Source organism: Enterobacter sp. R-25, assembly GCF_049913205.1.
Lineage (GTDB): Bacteria > Pseudomonadota > Gammaproteobacteria > Enterobacterales > Enterobacteriaceae > Enterobacter > Enterobacter ludwigii.
Genome location: NZ_CP183982.1, coordinates 2,006,101 through 2,025,927, shown reverse-complemented (window position 1 = coordinate 2,025,927; position 19,827 = coordinate 2,006,101). Strand labels below are relative to the sequence as shown.

Below are 19,827 nucleotides of genomic sequence, written 5' to 3'. Positions count from 1 at the left end.
CTATTCCATTGGTTAATGAGGAAATTATGCGCCTACTTCACACCATGCTGCGCGTTGGCGATCTGCAACGTTCTGTCGATTTCTACACTAACGTACTGGGTATGAAACTGCTGCGCACCAGCGAAAACCCGGAATATAAATACTCGCTGGCGTTTGTGGGTTACGGCCCGGAAACGGACGAAGCGGTCATCGAATTGACCTACAACTGGGGCGTGGACAGCTATGAGCTGGGCACCGCTTATGGTCATATCGCGCTGGAAGTGGACAACGCAGCCGAAGCCTGTGAACGTATTCGCAGCAACGGCGGTAACGTGACGCGCGAAGCTGGCCCGGTCAAAGGCGGCACCACCGTGATCGCGTTTGTTGAAGATCCGGACGGCTACAAAATCGAACTGATTGAAGCCAAAGACGCTGGTCGCGGTCTGGGCAACTGATCCCGCAGGGCGCAACATGCGCCCGTACTTTTACTGCATCCCCATCCAAAATTTGCCATAATGCGCACTGCTTTTTTCCCCATGTAAGAGACCCTGATGTCCGATAACGCTCAATTTAGCGGTCTGTGCGACCGTTTTCGTGGTTTTTATCCTGTTGTGATCGATGTTGAAACAGCCGGATTTAACGCTAAAACCGATGCGCTGCTTGAAATTGCCGCCATCACGCTGAAGATGGATGAACAGGGATGGCTTACACCGGACACCACGCTGCATTTCCACGTTGAACCCTTTGAAGGGGCCAACTTACAGCCCGAAGCGCTGGCCTTTAACGGCATCGATCCGCATAACCCGCTGCGTGGTGCGGTAAGTGAATACGACGCGCTGCACGCCATTTTTAAAATGGTGCGTAAAGGCATGAAAGAGAGCAACTGCAGCCGCGCCATTATGGTGGCGCATAACGCCACGTTCGATCACACCTTTACCATGGCCGCCGCCGAGCGCGCGTCGCTCAAGCGTAACCCTTTCCACCCGTTTGTGACCTTCGATACCGCGGCACTGAGCGGTCTGGCGTTGGGACAAACGGTATTATCAAAGGCCTGTATTACGGCAGGCATTGAGTTTGACGGTACGCAGGCGCATTCCGCACTTTATGACACCGAGCGGACGGCGGAGCTGTTTTGCGAAATTGTGAACCGCTGGAAGCGTCTGGGCGGCTGGCCACTGCCGATGGGTGACAGTGAAGAATAAAAAAAAGCGACCTCATGAGGTCGCTTTTTTGTCTTCGCAGATAACTTACTCCGCGTCTGGCTCTTCCGTTTTGTACTTCGCAGCCGTTTCTTTGATCAGCTGCTGCAGTTCGCCGCGCTGATACATTTCGATCAGGATATCGCAACCGCCGACCAGCTCACCGTCTACCCACAGCTGTGGGAACGTCGGCCAGTTAGCGTATTTAGGCAGCTCAGCGCGGATGTCCGGGTTCTGCAGGATATCAACGTAAGCAAAACGCTCACCACAGGCAGACAGCGCCTGAACCGCTTGCGCGGAGAAGCCACAGCTTGGCAGCTTCGGAGAACCTTTCATATACAGCAGAATCGGGTTTTCAGCGATCTGGCGCTGGATTTTTTCAATAGTGGTGCTCATGTCTTGCTTCCTTTAACTTCTGTTACGGCATTCGTCTGTCATTGTAGCGGTTCAGACTGCCATCGGAAAATAACATTTTTGTCACGTCTTTCTTATTTTACCGCGAGTGATGAAAAGTTGCATTGCAAATGGTGTTTAACCCTGCGGCACTCAGGGTTTTGTTTAGGGAGTGAACAATAGTGCGACAGATTGATGAATTTTTTTGCACTTGCTAACGAAACAGGATTGTAGATTGAAAAATGCTATTAACTTATCGGGTTTTTATAGATTAGAATCGACGGGCTTTGTAAATCATTCGCGGGTATTATTGATGACCTGCATTTATCAGGGGACTGCCCAGTGGCGCGGATAAATAAAATCTCGATCACGCTCTGTGCTTTACTGTTTACAACACTCACTTTCACGCCAGTGGCGAACGCCTCTCAACAGGCGCGGCACTCTGCTGTACAAAAAACGCATCTGGCCAAAACCACAGACCGTAAGAAAAAAACCACCAGCAAGAACGACAAGAAAAAGACCACCACCCAGACTAAAAAGACCGCCTCCAGCAAGACGAAAACAAAACCTTCCCGCACTGCCCACGCAACCAAAAGCAAAGCCTCGCAAACTGCAGCTAATCTCGTGACGGAAAAATGCATCCCCCGCAAAGGTCATAAAGCGAAATGCACGAAGGTCACGAAAATAGCGGAAGTGCATAAGGTTCGCGTGCAGAAAGCGCAAAAAACGGCGTTGAATAAACTGATGGGGCAGATCGGCAAACCCTATCGCTGGGGCGGCAGCTCACCGCGTACCGGTTTCGACTGCAGCGGCCTCGTCTATTACGCCTACAAAGATCTGGTGAAGTTCCGAATTCCACGTACCGCCAATGAGATGTATCACCTGCGCGACGCGTCACCGGTCAACCGCGGTGAACTGGAGAATGGCGATCTCGTCTTCTTCCGCACTCAGGGGCGCGGCACGGCTGACCACGTTGGCGTATATGTAGGCAACGGGAAATTTATCCAGTCCCCACGTAGCGGCCAGGACATCCAGATAACCTCTCTCAGTGAAGACTACTGGGTACGTCACTATGTCGGCGCACGCCGCGTGATGACGCCAAAAACCATTCGCTAACCCCTGCCCTGCCACAGCCGTGGCAGGGTAAGTTCCTCTTTTGCATACCCTTTCAATTTGCTATTCTGTCCCTGTTGTCTGCGTGGTTATTGGCAACATAAAAAACAATAAGGAGAGAAGCAATGTCGTTCGAATTACCTGCACTACCATATGCAAAAGACGCCCTGGCCCCGCACATTTCTGCGGAAACCCTGGAGTATCACTACGGCAAACATCACCAGACGTACGTCACCAATCTGAACAACCTGATCAAGGGCACCGATTTTGAAGGCAAAACGCTGGAAGAGATCGTCCGCAGTTCAGAGGGCGGTGTCTTTAACAATGCCGCTCAGGTGTGGAACCACACCTTCTACTGGCACTGCCTGGCACCGAATGCAGGCGGCGAACCTACGGGTGAACTGGCTGGCGCGATTAACGCGGCATTTGGCAGCTTTGCTGATTTTAAAGCGAAGTTTACGGATGCTGCAGTCAAGAACTTCGGTTCTGGCTGGACGTGGCTGGTGAAAGACGCGGATGGCAAACTGGCTATCGTTTCCACCTCAAACGCGGGTACGCCACTGACCACCAGCGCGACGCCGCTGATGACCGTGGACGTCTGGGAACACGCTTATTACATTGATTACCGTAACGCGCGTCCGAACTACCTGGAGCACTTCTGGGCACTGATTAACTGGGCGTTTGTGGCGAAGAACTTCGCCGCGTAAGAGACACGCAGAAGGGGTTGCCCTTCTGCGTTTTTTCATTATTCAGCAGCGCACGCTGCTTCCGGCTGTTTACGGCCAGACATCATTACTAACAGCAGGCCGAGCGCGGCAATTATCGCCCCCATCACCGGCACAAAGCTGTATCCCAGGCCACCAGAAATGACGGCACCACCGGCAGCGGCACCGAGCGCATTGCCAAGGTTAAACGCGCCAATATTGACCGACGACGAGAGACCCGGTGCCTCATGGGCAACGCGCATCACGCGCATCTGCAGCGGCGGAACCACGGCAAAGGTCGCAGCCCCCCAGACAACCATCGCCATCGCCGCCCCGACTTCATTACGCGCCAGCCACGGAATGGCGATCATGATGACAATCAGCAGCGTTAAAAAGCCTTTCAGCGTCCCGCTCACGGAACGATCGGCGAATTTCCCGCCGAGATAGTTGCCTATAGAGAACCCGACACCAATCAGCACCAGCATCGCGGTCACAAAGAGAGGCGTCGCGTGGGTGATATCGTGCAACACCGGTGAAATATAGGTGTACAGGGTAAACATGGCGCCCGCCCCCAGTACGGTGGTCAACAGTGCGGAGAGCACCTGCGGGCGCATCAGTACCGACAGCTCTTTGCGGACGTCAGGACGTTCACCAGCGCTGCCTTTCGGCAAGGAGAAGTACAACGCCACCATGGCGATAACACCCAGCACGGCCGTCGCCAGGAACGACATGCGCCAGCCGATCGCCTCACCCAGCCAGGTTGCGGCAGGTACACCGCCAATGTTGGCAATCGTCAGACCCATAAACATGGTTGCCACGGCACTCGCCTGCTTGTGTTTTGGCACCACGCTTGCAGCCACAACCGATCCCAGCCCAAAGAACGCGCCGTGGTTAAGACTGGTCAGAATGCGGGACAACATCAGGGTGGTGTAATCCGGAGCAATGGCGGAGAGCACGTTGCCCAGCGTAAATATCGCCATCAGGAAAATCAGCGCATTGCGGCGCGCGCGGTGTGAAAGCAGAAGCGTCATGAGCGGTGCCCCCACCATCACGCCAATGGCGTAGGCGCTGATGAGCATCCCGGCCGCCGGGATAGAAACATCCACGCCCCGGGCGATAACAGGCAGTAACCCCATCGGGGAGAATTCAGTGGTGCCAATCCCAAAAGCGCCAATCGCCAGGGCAAGCAGGGGAAAATTGATTTTCATGCGTCAACTCCGGATGCCGTGTCATGTCGTGACACAGAACAAAGAAGCCGAAAGCATGACATCAATCACAAAAAATGAGAAGTTAACAAATTGGCAAAAGATTTTTGCCGCAGGCGTAACAATCAGGAAAACTGAGAGGGAGAGAGCTCTCCCTCCGTGTAAATCAGTGCAATGCAGCCGTCAGACCCGCCGCAACAATCAGAGCCAGTACAATAACGGTGGTCACCAGCGAAAACTTCAGATCGTAGCTCATCAATTTTTCTCCTTTTAATCTCCCCACGAAAAGTGAGCCTGCTCATTTTTACACAGTTTAGTTCAAAAATCTTCCTGGATTTAAACTGATAACCACTTTAGCTCTTCCCCTTTTCATCAAGATAGGACAAAATTCCACGCTAAATTTATTAGCGTACCGGCCATTGACCCCCTCCTGACGTCCTGTGTCGTTTTCCCGGCGTGCCGCAATTCAAGATTGCGTGATAAGGGTGAGAGAAGGCAAACGTTTACCTTCAAGTTTTTCAGGAGTTTAGGATATGGTCTGGAGTGACATTTAATGGCAACAATTAAAGACGTAGCAAAACGCGCAAACGTTTCCACTACAACCGTATCACATGTAATTAACAAAACCCGCTTTGTGGCGGAAGAGACGCGCAACGCCGTCTGGGCGGCAATCAAAGAATTACACTATTCACCGAGTGCGGTGGCGCGCAGCCTCAAAGTTAATCACACCAAATCCATTGGTTTGCTGGCAACCAGCAGTGAAGCGGCCTATTTTGCCGAGATCATTGAAGCAGTCGAGAAAAACTGCTTCCAGAAAGGCTATACCCTGATTCTGGGCAACGCGTGGAACAGCATTGAAAAACAGCGCGCTTATCTCTCCATGATGGCGCAAAAGCGTGTGGATGGCCTGCTGGTAATGTGTTCAGAGTATCCGGAGTCCGTGCTTTCCATGCTGGAAGAGTACCGCCATATTCCTATGGTGGTCATGGACTGGGGCGAAGCGCGTGCAGACTTCACCGACTCCGTCATCGATAACGCGTTTGAAGGCGGCTATATGGCAGGCCGTTATCTGATTGAACGCGGTCACCGCGAGATTGGTGTGATCCCGGGTCCACTGGAGCGCAACACCGGTGCCGGACGTCTGGCCGGGTTTATGAAAGCCATGGAAGAGGCGCTGATTACCGTGCCGGAAAACTGGATCGTGCAGGGTGACTTTGAACCGGAATCCGGTTACCGCGCGATGCAGCAGATTGTCTCCCAGTCGCATCGCCCGACAGCCGTTTTCTGTGGCGGTGACATTATGGCGATGGGTGCTCTCTGTGCCGCCGATGAACTGGGTCTGCGCGTGCCGCAGGACATTTCCGTGATCGGGTATGACAACGTGCGCAATGCGCGCTTCTTTACCCCGGCGCTGACCACCATCCACCAGCCAAAAGACTCGCTGGGTGAAACGGCCTTCAATATGCTGATGGACAGGATCGTCAACAAGCGTGAAGAGTCTCAGTCCATTGAAGTTCACCCGCGTCTTATCGAACGCCGTTCCGTTGCGGATGGTCCGTTCCGCGACTATCGTCGTTAATCTTTTACGGGGCCAGTTATACTGGCTCCCGTAGCCATTCCCGGTTAAGCGTCTCACTGTCTCCCAGGTAATCCAGAAGCCAGGCCATTGCGGGCGACACATCATTTTGTTGCCAGGTGAGGCAACAGGCCGCATCCGGAAAAGGATTTTCCAGCGTCAGTTCAACCCATTCACCGGTGTCGATTCGGGGCCGTGCAAAATGGCCAGGGACCATGGCAACGCACAGCCCGGCGCTGAGGCATGTTGCTGAGGATTCCCAGTCCGGCGCAACCACCCGTCGCTGGTTATCCAGCAGCCAGGTAATGCGTTTGGGCAACGAACGCGAGGTATCTTCCAGCACCAGCGAGGGCCAGTTACGGAGCGTTTCGTCGCTGAGCGGCCCGTCCAGGTCAGCCAGCGGATGATCGCTTGCCACCACACATTTCCAGTTGAGCATGCCCATGTCGCGAAAGGCAAAGCGTCCCCCAACCGGGATCGCCTGCGTGGCACCGATCGCCATCTCTGCCCTGCCATCTGCCAGCGCATCCCAGACGCCGTTAAACACTTCCTGGGATACCCGCAATTCGACATCCGAGAAATGGCGATAGAAATCGACAATCATCTGCCGGGTACGTTCTGGTTTTACGATGTTATCCACGGCAATCGAAAGATGTCCTCGCCAGCCGTTAGCGATCTGCTGACACTGTTCGCGGGTGATCTGCATTTTTTTGATAACAGAACGCCCTTCTTTCAAAAACCATGCCCCGGCGGGCGTTAATTCCACATCACGGTGACGCCGTTCAAACAGCGGAACGGCCAGCCATTCCTCAAGCTGACGCACCGTATAGCTGATTGCCGAGGGGACGCGGTGCAACTCCTGCGCTGCACCGCTAAAGCTGCCGTTGCGCGCAACAGCATCGACCACTTCAAGAGAATAATCTGACCACATTTTCTGCCTGCAAAAATTTTGAATGCACTCGCCAAATATTAGCGTTTCACAAGCTGCTTTGCACTCCCTACACTCTGCGCAAACATAGACCTGCCTCCCTCAGGAGAAAAAAACAATGCAACCCAGGAAAGGATTTTTAGTCTGGCTCGGTGGTTTAAGCGTGCTGGGCTTTTTAGCCACTGATATGTACCTGCCCGCCTTCGCCGCAATGCAGGAAGATTTACAGACCCCGGCGGCAGCCATCAGCGCCAGCCTGAGCTTATTCCTCGCGGGCTTTGCCTTCGCGCAGCTGCTCTGGGGGCCTCTCTCTGACCGCTTTGGCCGTAAACCGGTGCTGTTGCTGGGGCTGGCTATCTTTGCCGTCGGCTGTCTGGGAATGTTATGGGTACGCGATGCAACCTGGCTGCTGGTACTGCGCTTCGTGCAGGCCGTTGGCGTCTGTGCTGCCGCGGTGACCTGGCAGGCGCTGGTCACCGACTACTATCCGGCCAACCGGACAAACCGCATTTTCGCCACCATTATGCCGCTGGTAGGGCTTTCGCCTGCCCTCGCCCCGCTGCTCGGGAGCTGGATCCTGGCGCATTTCGACTGGCAGGCCATTTTCGCTACGCTGTTTGCCATCACGCTGGTCCTGATGATCCCGGCATTCACACTCAAAGCGGCACATAAGAAAGAGACGCCTGCTGACACGACACCGGTGACCTTCACCTCTCTGCTGAGCACCAAAGCGTACCGCGGTAATGTCCTGATTTATGCCGCCTGCTCGGCGAGTTTCTTCGCGTGGCTGACCGGTTCGCCGTTCATTCTTCACGATATGGGTTACAGCCCGGCCGCCATCGGTCTGAGCTATGTCCCGCAGACCATCGCGTTTCTGGTCGGGGGCTATGGCTGCCGCGCGGCGCTGCAAAAATGGGAAGGTCAGCAGATGCTGCCCTGGCTGCTGGTACTCTACGCGCTGAGCGTGATCGCCACCTGGGCTGTGGGCTTTATCCCGGGCGCAGGTCTGGCAGAAATTCTGATTCCATTCTGCGTGATGGCCGTGGCGAACGGTGCGATTTACCCTATCGTCGTAGCCCAGGCGTTACGTCCGTTCCCACAGGCAACAGGCCGTGCGGCCGCGCTTCAGAATACCCTGCAGCTGGGTCTGTGCTTCCTGGCAAGCCTGGTGGTCTCTGCGCTGATTGCCACGCCGCTCCTGACCACCACCAGCGTCATGCTGGTTACGGTTGCGCTGGCCCTTCTGGGATACCATATGCAGTCTGCGGCACAACGTGAGCAGGATGACCGCGCAGAGGTGAAAACCTCGCATGCATAATCGCGCCAGAAATTATGTTAAATATCAGTGATTAGGTTGCTAAGAATTTTCTATTGAATCACCAAATTTTGAGGCCTATACTAAATTTGGTTCGATTAAATACGATAAATATTAAGTGTTAACGGGAGCCGGAGCGCTCCCGTTTTACCATGGAAGGCATTTCGGCAAGGGTTATCTCCCTTCCTCTGTTCTACGTCGGATACTAGCCTCACGGGGAAATACCGTGAGATTTCTCACAAACCATAAAAAGCGTCTACGCTGTTTGAAGGTTCTGATCACAGTAAGGTGATGGAGAAGCTATGAGTTCATCGTGTATAGAAGAAGTCAGCGTTCCGGACGATAACTGGTCCCGGATCGTCAGTGAACTGTTAGGTCGCGCAGGCATCACTATTAATGGATCTTCGCCATCCGATCCACAGGTTAAGCATCCCGACTTTTTTAAACGCGTATTGCGGGAGGGATCGTTAGGCCTGGGGGAAAGTTATATGGACGGCTGGTGGGAGTGTGAACGGCTGGATATGTTTTTCTCCAGCGTTTTACGCGCCGGTCTGGAAAACCAGCTCCCCCGCAATCTGAAAGATACATTACGTGTCGCCTCCGCCCGGCTGTTTAATCTGCAAAGCAAAAAACGGGCGTGGATCGTCGGCAAGGAGCATTACGACCTCGGTAATGACCTGTTCAGCCGCATGCTCGATCCTTTCATGCAATATTCCTGCGCCTACTGGAAAGAGGCCTCAACCCTTGAAGAAGCACAGCAGGCTAAGCTGCGTCTGATTTGTGAAAAACTGCAGCTACAGCCGGGCATGCGTGTGCTGGATATCGGTTGTGGATGGGGTGGTCTGGCCTATTTTATGGCGAAGCATTATGGTGCCAGCGTGGTCGGTGTGACCATTTCAGCTGAACAGCAAAAAATGGCACGGGAGCGCTGCCAGGGCCTTGATGTGGATATTCGCCTTCAGGATTATCGCGACCTGAACGAGCAGTTTGATCGCATAGTCTCCGTAGGCATGTTCGAACACGTGGGGCCGAAAAACTATGACACCTACTTCAGCGTGGTGGACCGTAACTTGAAACCTGACGGCATCTTCCTGCTGCACACCATTGGTTCTAAGCGCACCGACAATAACGTCGATCCGTGGATCAACAAATACATCTTTCCGAATGGCTGTTTGCCGTCCGTTCGCCAGATTGCTAACGCCAGTGAACCTCATTTCATTATGGAAGACTGGCATAACTTTGGCGCGGATTATGACACCACGTTGATGGCATGGCACTCACGTTTCCAGGAAGCCTGGCCAGAAATTGCGGACAACTATTCTGAACGGTTTAAACGGATGTTCAGCTATTATCTCAATGCCTGCGCAGGCGCCTTTCGCGCGCGTGATATTCAACTTTGGCAGGTTGTTTTCAGCCGAGGGATAGAACACGGTTTGCGGGTCGCACGCTAAAAAAAAACCCCGGATTTCCGGGGTTCATTTTATTCTTCTTCTGCGGTCTTTATTATTGCGGCTTCTTTTGCCGCCAACAGCCGCTCAACGGTATCCACAACCGCCTGAGTCTGCGGATCGATTTCGATATTAACCCGATGCCCCAGTTTTTTCGCCCCCAGGGTTGTACGCTGGAGAGTTTCAGGAATTAAATGCACGCAGAAACGGGTCGGCGTCACTTCCCCAACCGTCAGGCTAATCCCATCAATACCAATAAATCCTTTATACAGGATGTATTTCATTAATGAAGGATCCTGCACTTTAAACCAGATTTGACGGTTATTTTCCGAGGTGACAATCTTCGCCACTTCCGCGGTGGTCATAATATGGCCTGACATCAGATGGCCGCCAATCTCATCGCTGAACCTGGCCGCACGCTCTACGTTTACGGTATCCCCTACCACCAGCTCGCCCAGGTTGGTGATGCGCAGCGTCTCTTTCATTAAATCAAAGCTAATCTGGTTCCCGTTAATTTCGGTTACCGTCAGGCAACAGCCGTTATGTGCAATCGAGGCGCCAGTTTCAATGCCATCAAGCATATATTCCGGAAGCTCAACCACATGAGTTCGGAAATTAGGTTTTTCATCAATGGACACCACTTTGGCGGTGCCCTGCACAATACCAGTAAACATGCTTACAACTCCTGTTTTTTCCGGACGGTGGTGACACCGTTTAATCCCACCACAATAACAGTTGGAAAAACAGGTTGCCAGCGGAGCGCATTTTGTGGCGATTTTTTCACTAGATAAATAGCTAAACCCCGCTACAATAGCTGGCACCCCCCTGCATTTTCTTCTTGCTGCCAGTTACGGCGGCCTTTTTAGTCTCTCAAATAACTAGAATATAAAGGTGTTCACGTGCAGAAGTACATGAATGAAGCGCGCCAGTTATTGGCACTGGCTATACCAGTGATCATCGCGCAAGTGGCCCAGACCGCAATGGGATTTGTGGATACGGTAATGGCGGGTGGCTACAGCGCCACCGATATGGCCGCCGTGGCAATAGGCACCTCGATCTGGCTTCCGGCCATCCTGTTTGGCCACGGCCTGCTGCTCGCCCTCACCCCGGTTATCGCTCAGCTTAATGGCTCAGGGCGACGTGAACGTATTGCCCATCAGGTTCGACAGGGGTTCTGGCTGGCAGGGTTTGTCTCCGTGCTGATAATGGTTGTGCTGTGGAATGCCGGTCATATCATCCGCGCCATGCATAATATTGACCCGGCTCTGGCTGACAAAGCCGTCGGCTACCTGCGGGCCCTGCTGTGGGGTGCGCCTGGCTATCTGTTCTTCCAGGTCGCGCGTAACCAGTGTGAAGGTCTGGCGAAAACCAAGCCCGGAATGGTAATGGGCTTTATCGGCTTGCTGGTGAATATTCCGGTGAACTATATCTTCATCTATGGTCACTTCGGTATGCCGGAGCTCGGCGGCGTCGGCTGCGGCGTGGCGACGGCTGCCGTCTATTGGGTGATGTTCTTCAGTATGATCTCCTATGTGAAACGTGCCCGTTCAATGCGCGATATCCGCAATGAACGTTCGTTCAGCACGCCGGACTGGAACATCATGACGCGTCTGGTGCAGTTAGGCCTGCCGATTGCACTGGCGCTGTTCTTTGAAGTGACGCTGTTTGCCGTGGTCGCCCTGCTGGTTTCTCCGCTCGGCATTGTGAACGTAGCCGGTCACCAGATTGCGCTGAACTTCAGTTCCCTGATGTTCGTATTGCCGATGTCGCTGGCCGCAGCGGTGACCATTCGCGTGGGCTTTCGTCTGGGGCAAGGTTCGACGCTGGATGCGCAAACGGCGGCCCGCACGGGGCTTGGCGTCGGTGTCTGTATGGCCATCTGTACGGCACTGTTTACCATCACGCTGCGTGAGCAAATTGCCCTGCTTTACAACGACAACCCGGAAGTGGTGGCGCTGGCATCCCATCTGATGCTGCTTGCCGCGGTGTACCAGATCTCCGACTCCATACAGGTGATTGGCAGCGGCGTACTGCGTGGGTATAAAGATACGCGTTCGATCTTCTTTATCACCTTCATCGCTTACTGGGTGCTGGGTCTGCCGTGTGGTTATATCCTGGCGCTTACCGACCTGGTGGTTGACCGCATGGGGCCGGCAGGATTCTGGATGGGCTTTATCATCGGCTTAACCTCTGCGGCAATTATGATGATGCTGCGCATGCGCTTCCTGCAACGCCAGTCATCCTCGGTAATATTGCAACGCGCTGCACGTTAAATACGCAGTAGCCGCCAGCTGGCGGCTACTTTCTCTTCACTTTGCGCGGTAATAAAGCAATCGCGTGAAATCAGAGAGAAAAATGCATTTTCCCTCTTGCCTCAACGATGCTGTGCCGCTAATATTCGTCCCCGTTGTCACCGACAACACGTTGCGTTCATAGCTCAGTTGGTTAGAGCACCACCTTGACATGGTGGGGGTCGTTGGTTCGAGTCCAATTGAACGCACCATTCTGCGTCCGTAGCTCAGTTGGTTAGAGCACCACCTTGACATGGTGGGGGTCGGTGGTTCGAGTCCACTCGGACGCACCATTTCAGTCCTGAAATGGTGCAAATCCTCTTCTTAAGCCCTGATTTTTCTTAATACCCCAATTTCATCATTATTCTCCTGCTACGCTTTTCTTATGGAAAAAAAACAGGAAGACTGTCGATGAAGAAAATCGCCATTATCGGCTCCGGCCCTACAGGGATTTACACCTTTTATTCTCTTCTTAATAACGCGGCGCCGCTCTCTGTCTCCGTTTTTGAACAGGCAGACGAAGCTGGCGTGGGAATGCCCTACAACGACGACGATAACTCTCGCCTGATGCTGGCGAACATTGCCAGCATTGAGATCCCGCCCCTTTTTATGACCTACCTCGACTGGCTTAAGCGCCAGAGTGAAGCCCATCTGGCGCGCTTTAAGGTTGATAAAGCCGCCTTGCATGACAGACAGTTTTTGCCCCGTATTCTGCTGGGCGAGTATTTTCGCGACAGTTTCCAGACGATAGTCCAGGAAGCTAAGAGGCGGGGATTTCAGGTTGAGATCCACACGTCTGCCACCGTCACCGATGTTGCCCCGTCCTCCTCCGGCGTGACGCTTTCGGTCAATGACACGCCGTTTCCGGAACGATTCGATCTCGCCGTGATCGCCACCGGGCATGTCTGGCCAGAAGAAGAGGAAGCCACGCGCGCGTATTTCCCAAGCCCGTGGTCAGGGTTGATGGATGCCCGCATCCGCCCCTGCCGCGTCGGTATTATGGGAACATCCTTAAGCGGGCTGGACGCGGCGATGGCCGTGGTCATGCAGCACGGTGAGTTTCGCGACGGCACGTTCCTCCTCGATAAAGGAAGTGAAGCGTTAAAAATTGTACTCATGTCCAGGACCGGGATTCTGCCAGAGGCCGATTTTTACTGCCCTATTCCGTACGAACCGCTGTCGGTATTAACCGAATCGGTACTCGAAGCCGAAATCGCCAAAGGATCAGACGGTCTGCTTGACCGCATTTTCGCCCTGATGGTGAAAGAGCTTGAACTCGCCGACCCGGCCTGGTGTGAGAAAATATCGCTGCGCATGCAGACGGCGGACAGCCTTCGCGAAGCGTGGTTTGAGGATCGAAAACAGCACGGTCCGTTTACCTGGGCTGAAGAGAACCTGAATGAGGTCGAGCGGAACAAACGTGACCGGCGCACGGTGGCCTGGCGCTACACCGTGCTTCGGCTGCATGAAGTGGTCCAGGAGATGGTTCCTCATCTTACCGAAAAGGACGCTGAACGCTTTAAAAACGGGCTGGCACGCGTCTTTATCGACAACTATGCCGCCATTCCCCCGCAGTCGATTCGCAGGCTTCTCGCGCTTCGTGAGGCCGGCATCATTAGTGTTGTGGCGCTGGGTGATGATTACACGCTGGATATTGGCAGCGCGCAGACGGTGATCGCCACTAAAGAGACGACCTACCGTTTCGACGTCTTTATTGATGCCCGCGGGCAAAAGCCGCTTAAAACAAAAGATCTGCCCTTCCCTACGCTGCGCAAGCAGCTACAGGCGACGGGCGATGAGATCCCGGATATTGGCGAGGATTACACGTTAAAAGCGCCGGAAATGCTTCGCGGACGCATTGCATTTGGCGCAATCCCGTGGCTGATGCACGATCACCCTTTTGTTCAGGGACTGGCGGAATGTGCAGAGATAGCAGAGGCGATGGCAAAAGCCGCAGAGAAAACCGCATCGGGTTCAAGAAGGAAATTACCGTACAGTGATGACTGACAGGGCATCCGTGCCCTGCAACGCGGGATTACTCGAAGTAAACCTGCGGGTTATCGGATAAAGAGACAAAGGTTTTCGTCTCTTTATCCAGTGCAAGAATTTTGCCGCTTTCAATGTCATACACCCAGCCGTGAAGACGGATGGCGTTGTTGCGCAGGCCCACCGCCACTGACGGGTGAGTCTTAATGTTGCTCAGCTGCGCAAACACGTTTTCCTGCACCATCGCATTCACTTTATCGATTGGCTTATCCCAGGTTTTCTTCTCAACCACCGCTTTTGCCGCATCGGAATAGCGTAACCAGTGAGAAACCGCCGGCATAGGTTCGAGGTCCGCATTGTCGGCAATGGCTTTCATCGCCCCACAGTTGGAGTGGCCGCAGATAACAATATCGGTCACGCCCAGCGCGACAACCGCGTATTCAATCGTTGCGGAGACACCGCCTGGCTCAGGGCCGAACGGTGGCACGATGTTGCCAGCATTACGAATGACAAAGAGTTGTCCTGGCTCTTGCTGAGTGACCAGTTCTGGGACCAGACGGCTGTCGGAGCATGAGATGAACAGCGCTTTGGGATTCTGGCTGGACGCTAAACTGCGGAAGAGCTCTTTACGTTGCGGGAAAATCTCTTTTTGAAAGCTGAGAAAACCTTCAATGATATGTTGCATAGCAATTTCTCTGTTATCTGTTTTAGTTTAGGTATGATCGGGATCACACAAGTAAAGTTTACCCACCGGACTTTACTTCAGACAAGCAATATATTTCTGGCCCGACCGCTGCACAATCTCATCCGCATTCGCCAGGATATTTTGCCCTTCAAAAGCGCCGTACAGGCGAGCGAATTTTTTCCCCACCAGCCGCCCGGTCACGTCTTCGACGCTGCGGGCGGGCAACGGTAGCATATTCGGATAGCTCCACATAAACGAGACAGCATCTTTGCCCGGCGTGACCTGTAGAATATCGCCTGCCAGCAAGACACCATCACCCTCCTGCCAGTGCAGCACCGTTCCGCCAGCGAAATGTCCTCCGAGGCGTAATAACGTTACCGCGGGGAAAATGTCCAGCGTATCGCCCTGCCAGAAGTGGAGCATCGGACTGTCGCGCATAACCCACTCGCGATCGTTCGCGTGCAGGTAAACCGGCGCATCGAAAGCCCCGGCCCACTCCTGCATCGTGGTGTAGTAGTGAGGATGTGAAATCGCGATCGCGCTGATGCCGCCGAGCGCCGTGATGACGGTTCTGGTTGCCGGGTCGAGATTCGCAATGCAATCCCAAAGGATATTGCCGTGGGGGGTACGCAGAAGCAGCGCGCGCTGGTTGATGGCAAAAGCGGGCACCGTTTTGATGCTGAGCAACTGCGGCTCAAGCTGCTGCCATTTATTGCTGTGTGTGGTCGTCACCGTCGCAAAATCACTCCACGCCTGGCCGCTGGCCGGAACATACTGGCGTTCATCCTCGCATACAGGGCATCGCGCCGGCGTTGCGTCATAAGAGGTACCGCAGGTTTTACACAGTGTAATCATGATCTCTCCTCAGCGATAAAGCACTGAGTATGGCAGGGATTATCGTTATGTGCTGCGCGGTACATTGCCGGCTCTTTTTGCCCTATACTGTGCCAGTATCAAAAACCGAACAAAGCAGGTGCCATATGGAAATTGATCTCGAAAACTTGGTCTTTAACGGGCTGGATGAAGCTGAAGAGCGTAACGCGGAACGTCTCGACGACGCTGATAAAAAAGCGCAGTCGATTATCGCCGATGACGACTGCGGTGATGCCTGCAAGATCTGATGATAAAGCACCGGAAAACCCGGTGCTTTTTTATATTATTTCTTCAGCCCGTCAATCGCCGCCTGCGCGCACGCTTCATCCAGATGACCACCCGGCGCACCGCCGATCCCTATTGCCCCGATCACCTCATCCCCCTCTTTCACCGGCAGACCACCGGCCAGCAGCAGGAAGCCCGGAATATCACGCATGTTTTGTGCGCCGGCATTGCTCTGCGCGGCGTCCATAACCTTGCCTGACGCATTTTTTGCACTCAGCGCGGTATAGGCTTTCATTTCGCTGGCTTTTACCGTGTGTGGCCCGGCATTATCTGTACGCTGCACCGCTTTGACCACACCGGCGCGGTCCACCACGGTGACCGTCACCTGGTAGTTTTTCGCTACGCAGGCCTGAATGGCGGAGGTCGCCAGCGCGTTGGCCTGCGCCAGGGAGAGGTTTTTCTGGTTCAACGCGTCGGCCTGTGCCGTCAGGCTTACGCTACCGGCGACAAGCGCGGCTACCATCATTACTTTTTTCATCGCACGTCCTCGAATGATTGAATACCGTTCAATCGTACTCAGACGCGCGATGAAGCGTAATTCGGTTGATTACGCAATTATCCTGGTAGTTATACGGATTGTAATTTGTCGTAATCGCGGATTGCCTGCACCAGGCTGGTCACGCCAAGCTTGGCGAACGCCGCGGCCCGGTGCGCTTCAACCGTTCTGGGCGAGAGGTTCAACTGCAGGGCCACCTCTTTATTGCTGCGTCCTTCCATCAGCACCGCCAGCACCTCGTGCTCACGTGCCGTCAGTTGTTCGAAACGCGCTTTAATCCGCGACGTTTCCTGCCAGCGGGTCAGTCGTCTCTGGCTCTCTTCGAAGGCGAGCCCCACCGTTTCAATGAGCTTATCGGCATCCAGCGGCTTGGTGAAAAACTCAAAGACGCCATTGCGAAAGGCGCGGCGGCAGGCATCAACGGTGCCGTGTCCGGTCATGACGATAACCGGCAACAGCGGCCAGGGCCATTTGCCCTCCTCCAGCCAGGTCAGCCCGCCTTTTCCCGGCATGCGCATATCCAGCAGCAGACAGCCGACGAGCGCCGCGCGCCCACCGTGCGCTGACGTAAACGCGTCCACGCTTTCAAACCCATTGACCTGCCAGCCCATTCCCGAGAGTAAGAAGGCCAGCGACTCACGGATGGATTCATCGTCATCAATCAGCCAGACTGTGTTATCCACGCGTATTTACCTCTCCACTCGCCAGTTGTAACCGGACCTGCGCCCCGCCCTGGGGCACATTGCCCAGCGTAATTGATCCGTTCATGCGCGTCATCAATGACTCCGTTAACGTCATTCCCAGCCCTATTCCCTCCGTCCGCCCGCTGTAAAACGGCATAAAGGCGTTCTGCAAGGCCTCCGGGCTAAAGCCAGGTCCGCCATCGGTGAGGGTGATATAAATCCAGTTTTCCCGTTTCTCGCTGGTTATTTTCACCCACCCTTGCGCGCACTCTTGCTGGGCCTGAATGGCATTACTGAGCAGATTATGCAGCACCTGTTCAAGCCAGAGTCGGTCTGCCAGAACCCGCGTGGCACCTGCCGCGAACGCATGGCTCACCGCGATATGCTCAGAGCGGCGTTCATGTTCCAGGAGATCGACCACCTGCTGCCAGCACGGTTTCAGGTCGATGTCGCGCAAGGTGACTTTTTCCTGAACCACATGTTCGCGAAAGCGGGTTAAGAGCGCGCTGATACGCTGGGTTTGTACCAGCGCGGCAGCCAGCGCCTGCGATACGGCCTGCGGATTCGCCTGCTGTTGCTGGCGCTGAGCACCCTGGATCCAGGTCTGAACGGCAGTCAGCGGCTGGTTAATCTCATGCACGATCCCAGCGGTGATCTCTCCCAGGGTGTTGAGCCTTGCATGCTGGTAATAGTGTGCGCGCTGTTCGGCGTGCTGGCGCTGCCGCCGTTGCCAGAGCAGCAGGCTGGCCGCGGCGATAAGCACCGCCCAGCCGAAGAACAGGAACGGATATACCCACCAGGAGACGGCCAGCCAGTGCGGCTTTGCCGTGGCCATAAGGGTAAAAGGTTGTGTGGGTTGCGTGAAGGTCCGCTGCCAGTGCCAGAAAGCCCCGGCAGGGGGCGCGTTATCTGCGTCATTGAAGCGAATGGCAAGTGCGTCAAAGGTATGTTGGGTGCGGAGCAGCGGCGCAAGATCGATAAGTACGCGGATCTGACGCCAGGAGTTATACAGCCAGTACTGACAATCGCGGGTCGATTCCACACGGGCGGCGTTCAGCGCACGGCCTGAGGTTTTCTCAAGGGCGAGGATGTGCGGGAATTTTTTGCGCAGGGCCGCGAGGTCTTCCTCGCCGTTGAGTAACGGCAAAACAGATTCATTTTGCGTCAGTACGGCGCTAAGGGTGGAATAGCGTGTCGAAAACTCACGATCGCGTTCCCAGAACTGGCGGCGGATCTGTTCGGCATAAAGCAAAACGCCGCTGATGAGGCACGCCAGCAGCCAGACAATAACCGTGCGCCTGAAAAGAGTGTTATTCATTCCGTTAACGGGTCAGGAGATTCATCCTGCCGACATTAGCAGTTAACCGTTGTCAGAACAAAATTTCGCACAGCTCATTCCAGTACATTTCGCGCGTGCGGCGCAGTTCAGCGTGACGTTTTATCATGGAACCACTCCGGATCAATGTTGGCAACGTCTACGCCATACAGGCTGGCGACAGGCAGTACGGACTCAAGAACACGTTGCGCGCTGTTCTCCGCATTCGCTGGTCGGGTCGCAAAAAACCGCCGTAACGTGTTTATCCACTTTTTCATCGTCTTTCCCCCTTTCGCTTCACTTGCCCTAAGTTAAACACCCAACACCCGCGCAGGGGAAATACCAAAATCCACTGTCGATGTGCAGGATTTGCAAATAGCCTTCCATTCTTTTACTCACCATTAACACCTTGTTCACTAATGCTTTTTTGCTAATAGCAAAGAACGATTTCTTATTTGGCGAGAGCTTTCGCTTATGGGAGCGTAACGGGGTAAAACAAAAACAACGGGATGAACAATCACTATGGCAGCAAACACGAAAGGGTTTAAAAAAAGGACACTGGTGCTGGGCTTACTGGCGGCAGGCGGTCTGTTCTCGATGCAGGTGCAGGCCGATAAACTGGCGGATATTAAAGCCGCAGGCGTGGTCAAAGTTGCCACCTTTGATGCCAATCCACCGTTTGGCTCCATCGATGCAAAGACCCATGAGATTGTCGGCTACGACGTCGATTTCGCCAGAGCGCTTGCCAGTGCACTTGGCGTGAAGCTTGAACTGGTCGCCACCAACCCGGCTAACCGCATTCCCCTCCTGCAGTCCGGTAAGGCGGATTTGATTGTGGCAGATATCACCATTACCCCGGAACGGGCGCAGGTAGTTGATTTCTCCCTTCCCTATTTCGTGACCGGCCAGCAGTTCCTGGTACCGGTAAAAGCTGCCGATACGCTTGAGGCCTATAGCCGGGCGCGCATTGGCGCGGTAAAAGGCACAACGGGTGAGCAGGCGCTGCACCAGCGTTTCCCGCACGCCCGCGTGCTCTCTTATGACGATATTCCGCTGGCGCTGACGGCCCTGCGCAACGGTAACGTGCAGGCTATCACTCAGGACAGTACGATTCTGGCCGGTCTGCTGGCGCAGGCGCCGGACAAGGCGAACTTCAAAATCCTGCCCGATCTGCTCAGCAAAGAAGAGATTGGCGTGGGGGTAAAAAAAGGCGAAACCGCACTGCTGAAAGCCGTCAACGACGAGCTTGTTAACCTTGAGAAGAACGGTCAGGCGGCAAAAATCTATGACGTCTGGTTCGGTCCGGATACCCCCTCCCCACAGCCTCGTGCCTTTAAAATAGAAGCTCAGTAA

At 54.3% G+C, this 19,827-nt stretch carries 22 protein-coding genes and 2 tRNA genes; 13 read left to right on the top strand and 11 right to left on the bottom strand.

What is annotated here, in order from left to right; genetic code table 11:
- The first annotated feature begins 26 nt into the window (after positions 1-26).
- Together gloA and rnt are read left to right on the top strand one after the other, a co-directional pair.
- A complete protein-coding gene (gloA, locus tag ACN9MQ_RS09730) occupies positions 27-434 on the top strand; it encodes a lactoylglutathione lyase (RefSeq protein WP_020884340.1) in 408 nt (135 codons plus the stop codon).
- Between the two features lie 96 nt (positions 435-530).
- On the top strand, positions 531-1,181 hold the full coding sequence (gene rnt, locus ACN9MQ_RS09725) for a ribonuclease T (protein WP_014169774.1): 651 nt from the start codon (positions 531-533) through the stop codon (positions 1,179-1,181).
- Positions 1,182-1,226: 45 nt separating this feature from the next.
- Here rnt and grxD read toward each other — a convergent pair whose 3' ends face one another.
- On the bottom strand, positions 1,227-1,574 hold the full coding sequence (gene grxD / locus ACN9MQ_RS09720) for a monothiol glutaredoxin 4 (RefSeq protein ID WP_003832760.1): 348 nt from the start codon (positions 1,572-1,574) through the stop codon (positions 1,227-1,229).
- Between the two features lie 339 nt (positions 1,575-1,913).
- Here grxD and ACN9MQ_RS09715 point away from each other — a divergent pair, with 339 nt between their 5' ends.
- Positions 1,914-2,687: a C40 family peptidase gene (locus ACN9MQ_RS09715; protein ID WP_014169773.1), complete on the top strand. Its 774-nt coding sequence runs from the start codon at positions 1,914-1,916 to the stop codon at positions 2,685-2,687.
- Between the two features lie 122 nt (positions 2,688-2,809).
- The gene (gene sodB, locus ACN9MQ_RS09710) at positions 2,810-3,391 is read left to right on the top strand and encodes a superoxide dismutase [Fe] (protein ID WP_148575809.1); all 582 of its coding nucleotides are present in this window, start codon (positions 2,810-2,812) and stop codon (positions 3,389-3,391) included.
- A gap of 38 nt (positions 3,392-3,429) precedes the next feature.
- Here sodB and ACN9MQ_RS09705 read toward each other — a convergent pair whose 3' ends face one another.
- Together ACN9MQ_RS09705 and ACN9MQ_RS09700 are read right to left on the bottom strand one after the other, a co-directional pair.
- A complete protein-coding gene (locus tag ACN9MQ_RS09705) occupies positions 3,430-4,596 on the bottom strand; it encodes an MFS transporter (RefSeq protein ID WP_014169771.1) in 1,167 nt (388 codons plus the stop codon).
- Positions 4,597-4,759: 163 nt separating this feature from the next.
- Positions 4,760-4,849 (bottom strand): YnhF family membrane protein, encoded by a 90-nt coding sequence (locus ACN9MQ_RS09700; protein ID WP_032670423.1) that lies wholly within the window; start codon positions 4,847-4,849, stop codon positions 4,760-4,762.
- Positions 4,850-5,146: 297 nt separating this feature from the next.
- Between ACN9MQ_RS09700 and purR the strand changes: the two genes are divergently transcribed.
- The gene (purR, locus tag ACN9MQ_RS09695) at positions 5,147-6,172 is read left to right on the top strand and encodes an HTH-type transcriptional repressor PurR (protein ID WP_014169769.1); all 1,026 of its coding nucleotides are present in this window, start codon (positions 5,147-5,149) and stop codon (positions 6,170-6,172) included.
- A gap of 16 nt (positions 6,173-6,188) precedes the next feature.
- Here the strand turns inward: purR and punR are convergent, their stop codons facing one another.
- On the bottom strand, positions 6,189-7,100 hold the full coding sequence (gene punR / locus ACN9MQ_RS09690) for a DNA-binding transcriptional activator PunR (RefSeq protein WP_014169768.1): 912 nt from the start codon (positions 7,098-7,100) through the stop codon (positions 6,189-6,191).
- A gap of 115 nt (positions 7,101-7,215) precedes the next feature.
- Between punR and punC the strand changes: the two genes are divergently transcribed.
- Positions 7,216-8,415: a purine nucleoside transporter PunC gene (gene punC / locus ACN9MQ_RS09685; RefSeq protein ID WP_426021448.1), complete on the top strand. Its 1,200-nt coding sequence runs from the start codon at positions 7,216-7,218 to the stop codon at positions 8,413-8,415.
- 299 nt (positions 8,416-8,714) lie between these two features.
- Positions 8,715-9,863 carry a cyclopropane fatty acyl phospholipid synthase gene (cfa, locus tag ACN9MQ_RS09680; RefSeq protein WP_014169766.1) on the top strand — a complete coding sequence of 383 codons (1,149 nt, stop codon included), beginning with the start codon at positions 8,715-8,717 and terminating at the stop codon, positions 9,861-9,863.
- A 29-nt stretch (positions 9,864-9,892) separates the two neighbouring features.
- Here the strand turns inward: cfa and ACN9MQ_RS09675 are convergent, their stop codons facing one another.
- A complete protein-coding gene (locus tag ACN9MQ_RS09675) occupies positions 9,893-10,534 on the bottom strand; it encodes a riboflavin synthase (RefSeq protein WP_020884345.1) in 642 nt (213 codons plus the stop codon).
- Between the two features lie 225 nt (positions 10,535-10,759).
- Between ACN9MQ_RS09675 and mdtK the strand changes: the two genes are divergently transcribed.
- The 4 genes from mdtK to ACN9MQ_RS09655 all read left to right on the top strand — a co-directional run bounded on the left by mdtK (position 10,760) and on the right by ACN9MQ_RS09655 (position 14,158).
- Positions 10,760-12,133: an MdtK family multidrug efflux MATE transporter gene (gene mdtK / locus ACN9MQ_RS09670; RefSeq protein ID WP_014169764.1), complete on the top strand. Its 1,374-nt coding sequence runs from the start codon at positions 10,760-10,762 to the stop codon at positions 12,131-12,133.
- A 153-nt stretch (positions 12,134-12,286) separates the two neighbouring features.
- A tRNA-Val gene (locus ACN9MQ_RS09665) sits at positions 12,287-12,363 on the top strand.
- Positions 12,364-12,367: 4 nt separating this feature from the next.
- A tRNA-Val gene (locus ACN9MQ_RS09660) sits at positions 12,368-12,444 on the top strand.
- Positions 12,445-12,562: 118 nt separating this feature from the next.
- Positions 12,563-14,158 (top strand): FAD-NAD(P)-binding protein, encoded by a 1,596-nt coding sequence (locus tag ACN9MQ_RS09655; protein ID WP_426021447.1) that lies wholly within the window; start codon positions 12,563-12,565, stop codon positions 14,156-14,158.
- A gap of 28 nt (positions 14,159-14,186) precedes the next feature.
- Here the strand turns inward: ACN9MQ_RS09655 and ACN9MQ_RS09650 are convergent, their stop codons facing one another.
- A complete protein-coding gene (locus ACN9MQ_RS09650) occupies positions 14,187-14,822 on the bottom strand; it encodes a carbonic anhydrase (RefSeq protein WP_014169762.1) in 636 nt (211 codons plus the stop codon).
- Between the two features lie 72 nt (positions 14,823-14,894).
- Positions 14,895-15,677, bottom strand: a complete 783-nt coding sequence (locus tag ACN9MQ_RS09645) for an MBL fold metallo-hydrolase (protein WP_426021446.1) — start codon at positions 15,675-15,677, stop codon at positions 14,895-14,897.
- Between the two features lie 125 nt (positions 15,678-15,802).
- Between ACN9MQ_RS09645 and ACN9MQ_RS09640 the strand changes: the two genes are divergently transcribed.
- Complete coding sequence (locus ACN9MQ_RS09640) at positions 15,803-15,943, top strand: hypothetical protein (protein WP_020884349.1); 141 nt, start codon at positions 15,803-15,805, stop codon at positions 15,941-15,943.
- Positions 15,944-15,978: 35 nt separating this feature from the next.
- Here ACN9MQ_RS09640 and ACN9MQ_RS09635 read toward each other — a convergent pair whose 3' ends face one another.
- From ACN9MQ_RS09635 to ACN9MQ_RS09620, 4 genes are all read right to left on the bottom strand, one after another.
- A complete protein-coding gene (locus ACN9MQ_RS09635; protein ID WP_426021445.1) occupies positions 15,979-16,458 on the bottom strand; it encodes a GlcG/HbpS family heme-binding protein in 480 nt (159 codons plus the stop codon).
- Between the two features lie 89 nt (positions 16,459-16,547).
- On the bottom strand, positions 16,548-17,159 hold the full coding sequence (locus tag ACN9MQ_RS09630) for a response regulator transcription factor (protein ID WP_014169758.1): 612 nt from the start codon (positions 17,157-17,159) through the stop codon (positions 16,548-16,550).
- The gene (locus tag ACN9MQ_RS09625) at positions 17,152-18,477 is read right to left on the bottom strand and encodes a sensor histidine kinase (protein WP_426021444.1); all 1,326 of its coding nucleotides are present in this window, start codon (positions 18,475-18,477) and stop codon (positions 17,152-17,154) included. The genes ACN9MQ_RS09630 and ACN9MQ_RS09625 overlap by 8 nt, the downstream gene beginning before the upstream one ends.
- 107 nt (positions 18,478-18,584) lie before the next feature.
- A complete protein-coding gene (locus ACN9MQ_RS09620) occupies positions 18,585-18,752 on the bottom strand; it encodes a hypothetical protein (protein WP_014169756.1) in 168 nt (55 codons plus the stop codon).
- Between the two features lie 244 nt (positions 18,753-18,996).
- On the opposite strand from ACN9MQ_RS09620, the gene ACN9MQ_RS09615 reads away from it, so the two are divergent.
- Positions 18,997-19,827, top strand: coding sequence for an ABC transporter substrate-binding protein (locus ACN9MQ_RS09615; protein WP_150343758.1), 831 nt, complete (start codon positions 18,997-18,999; stop codon positions 19,825-19,827).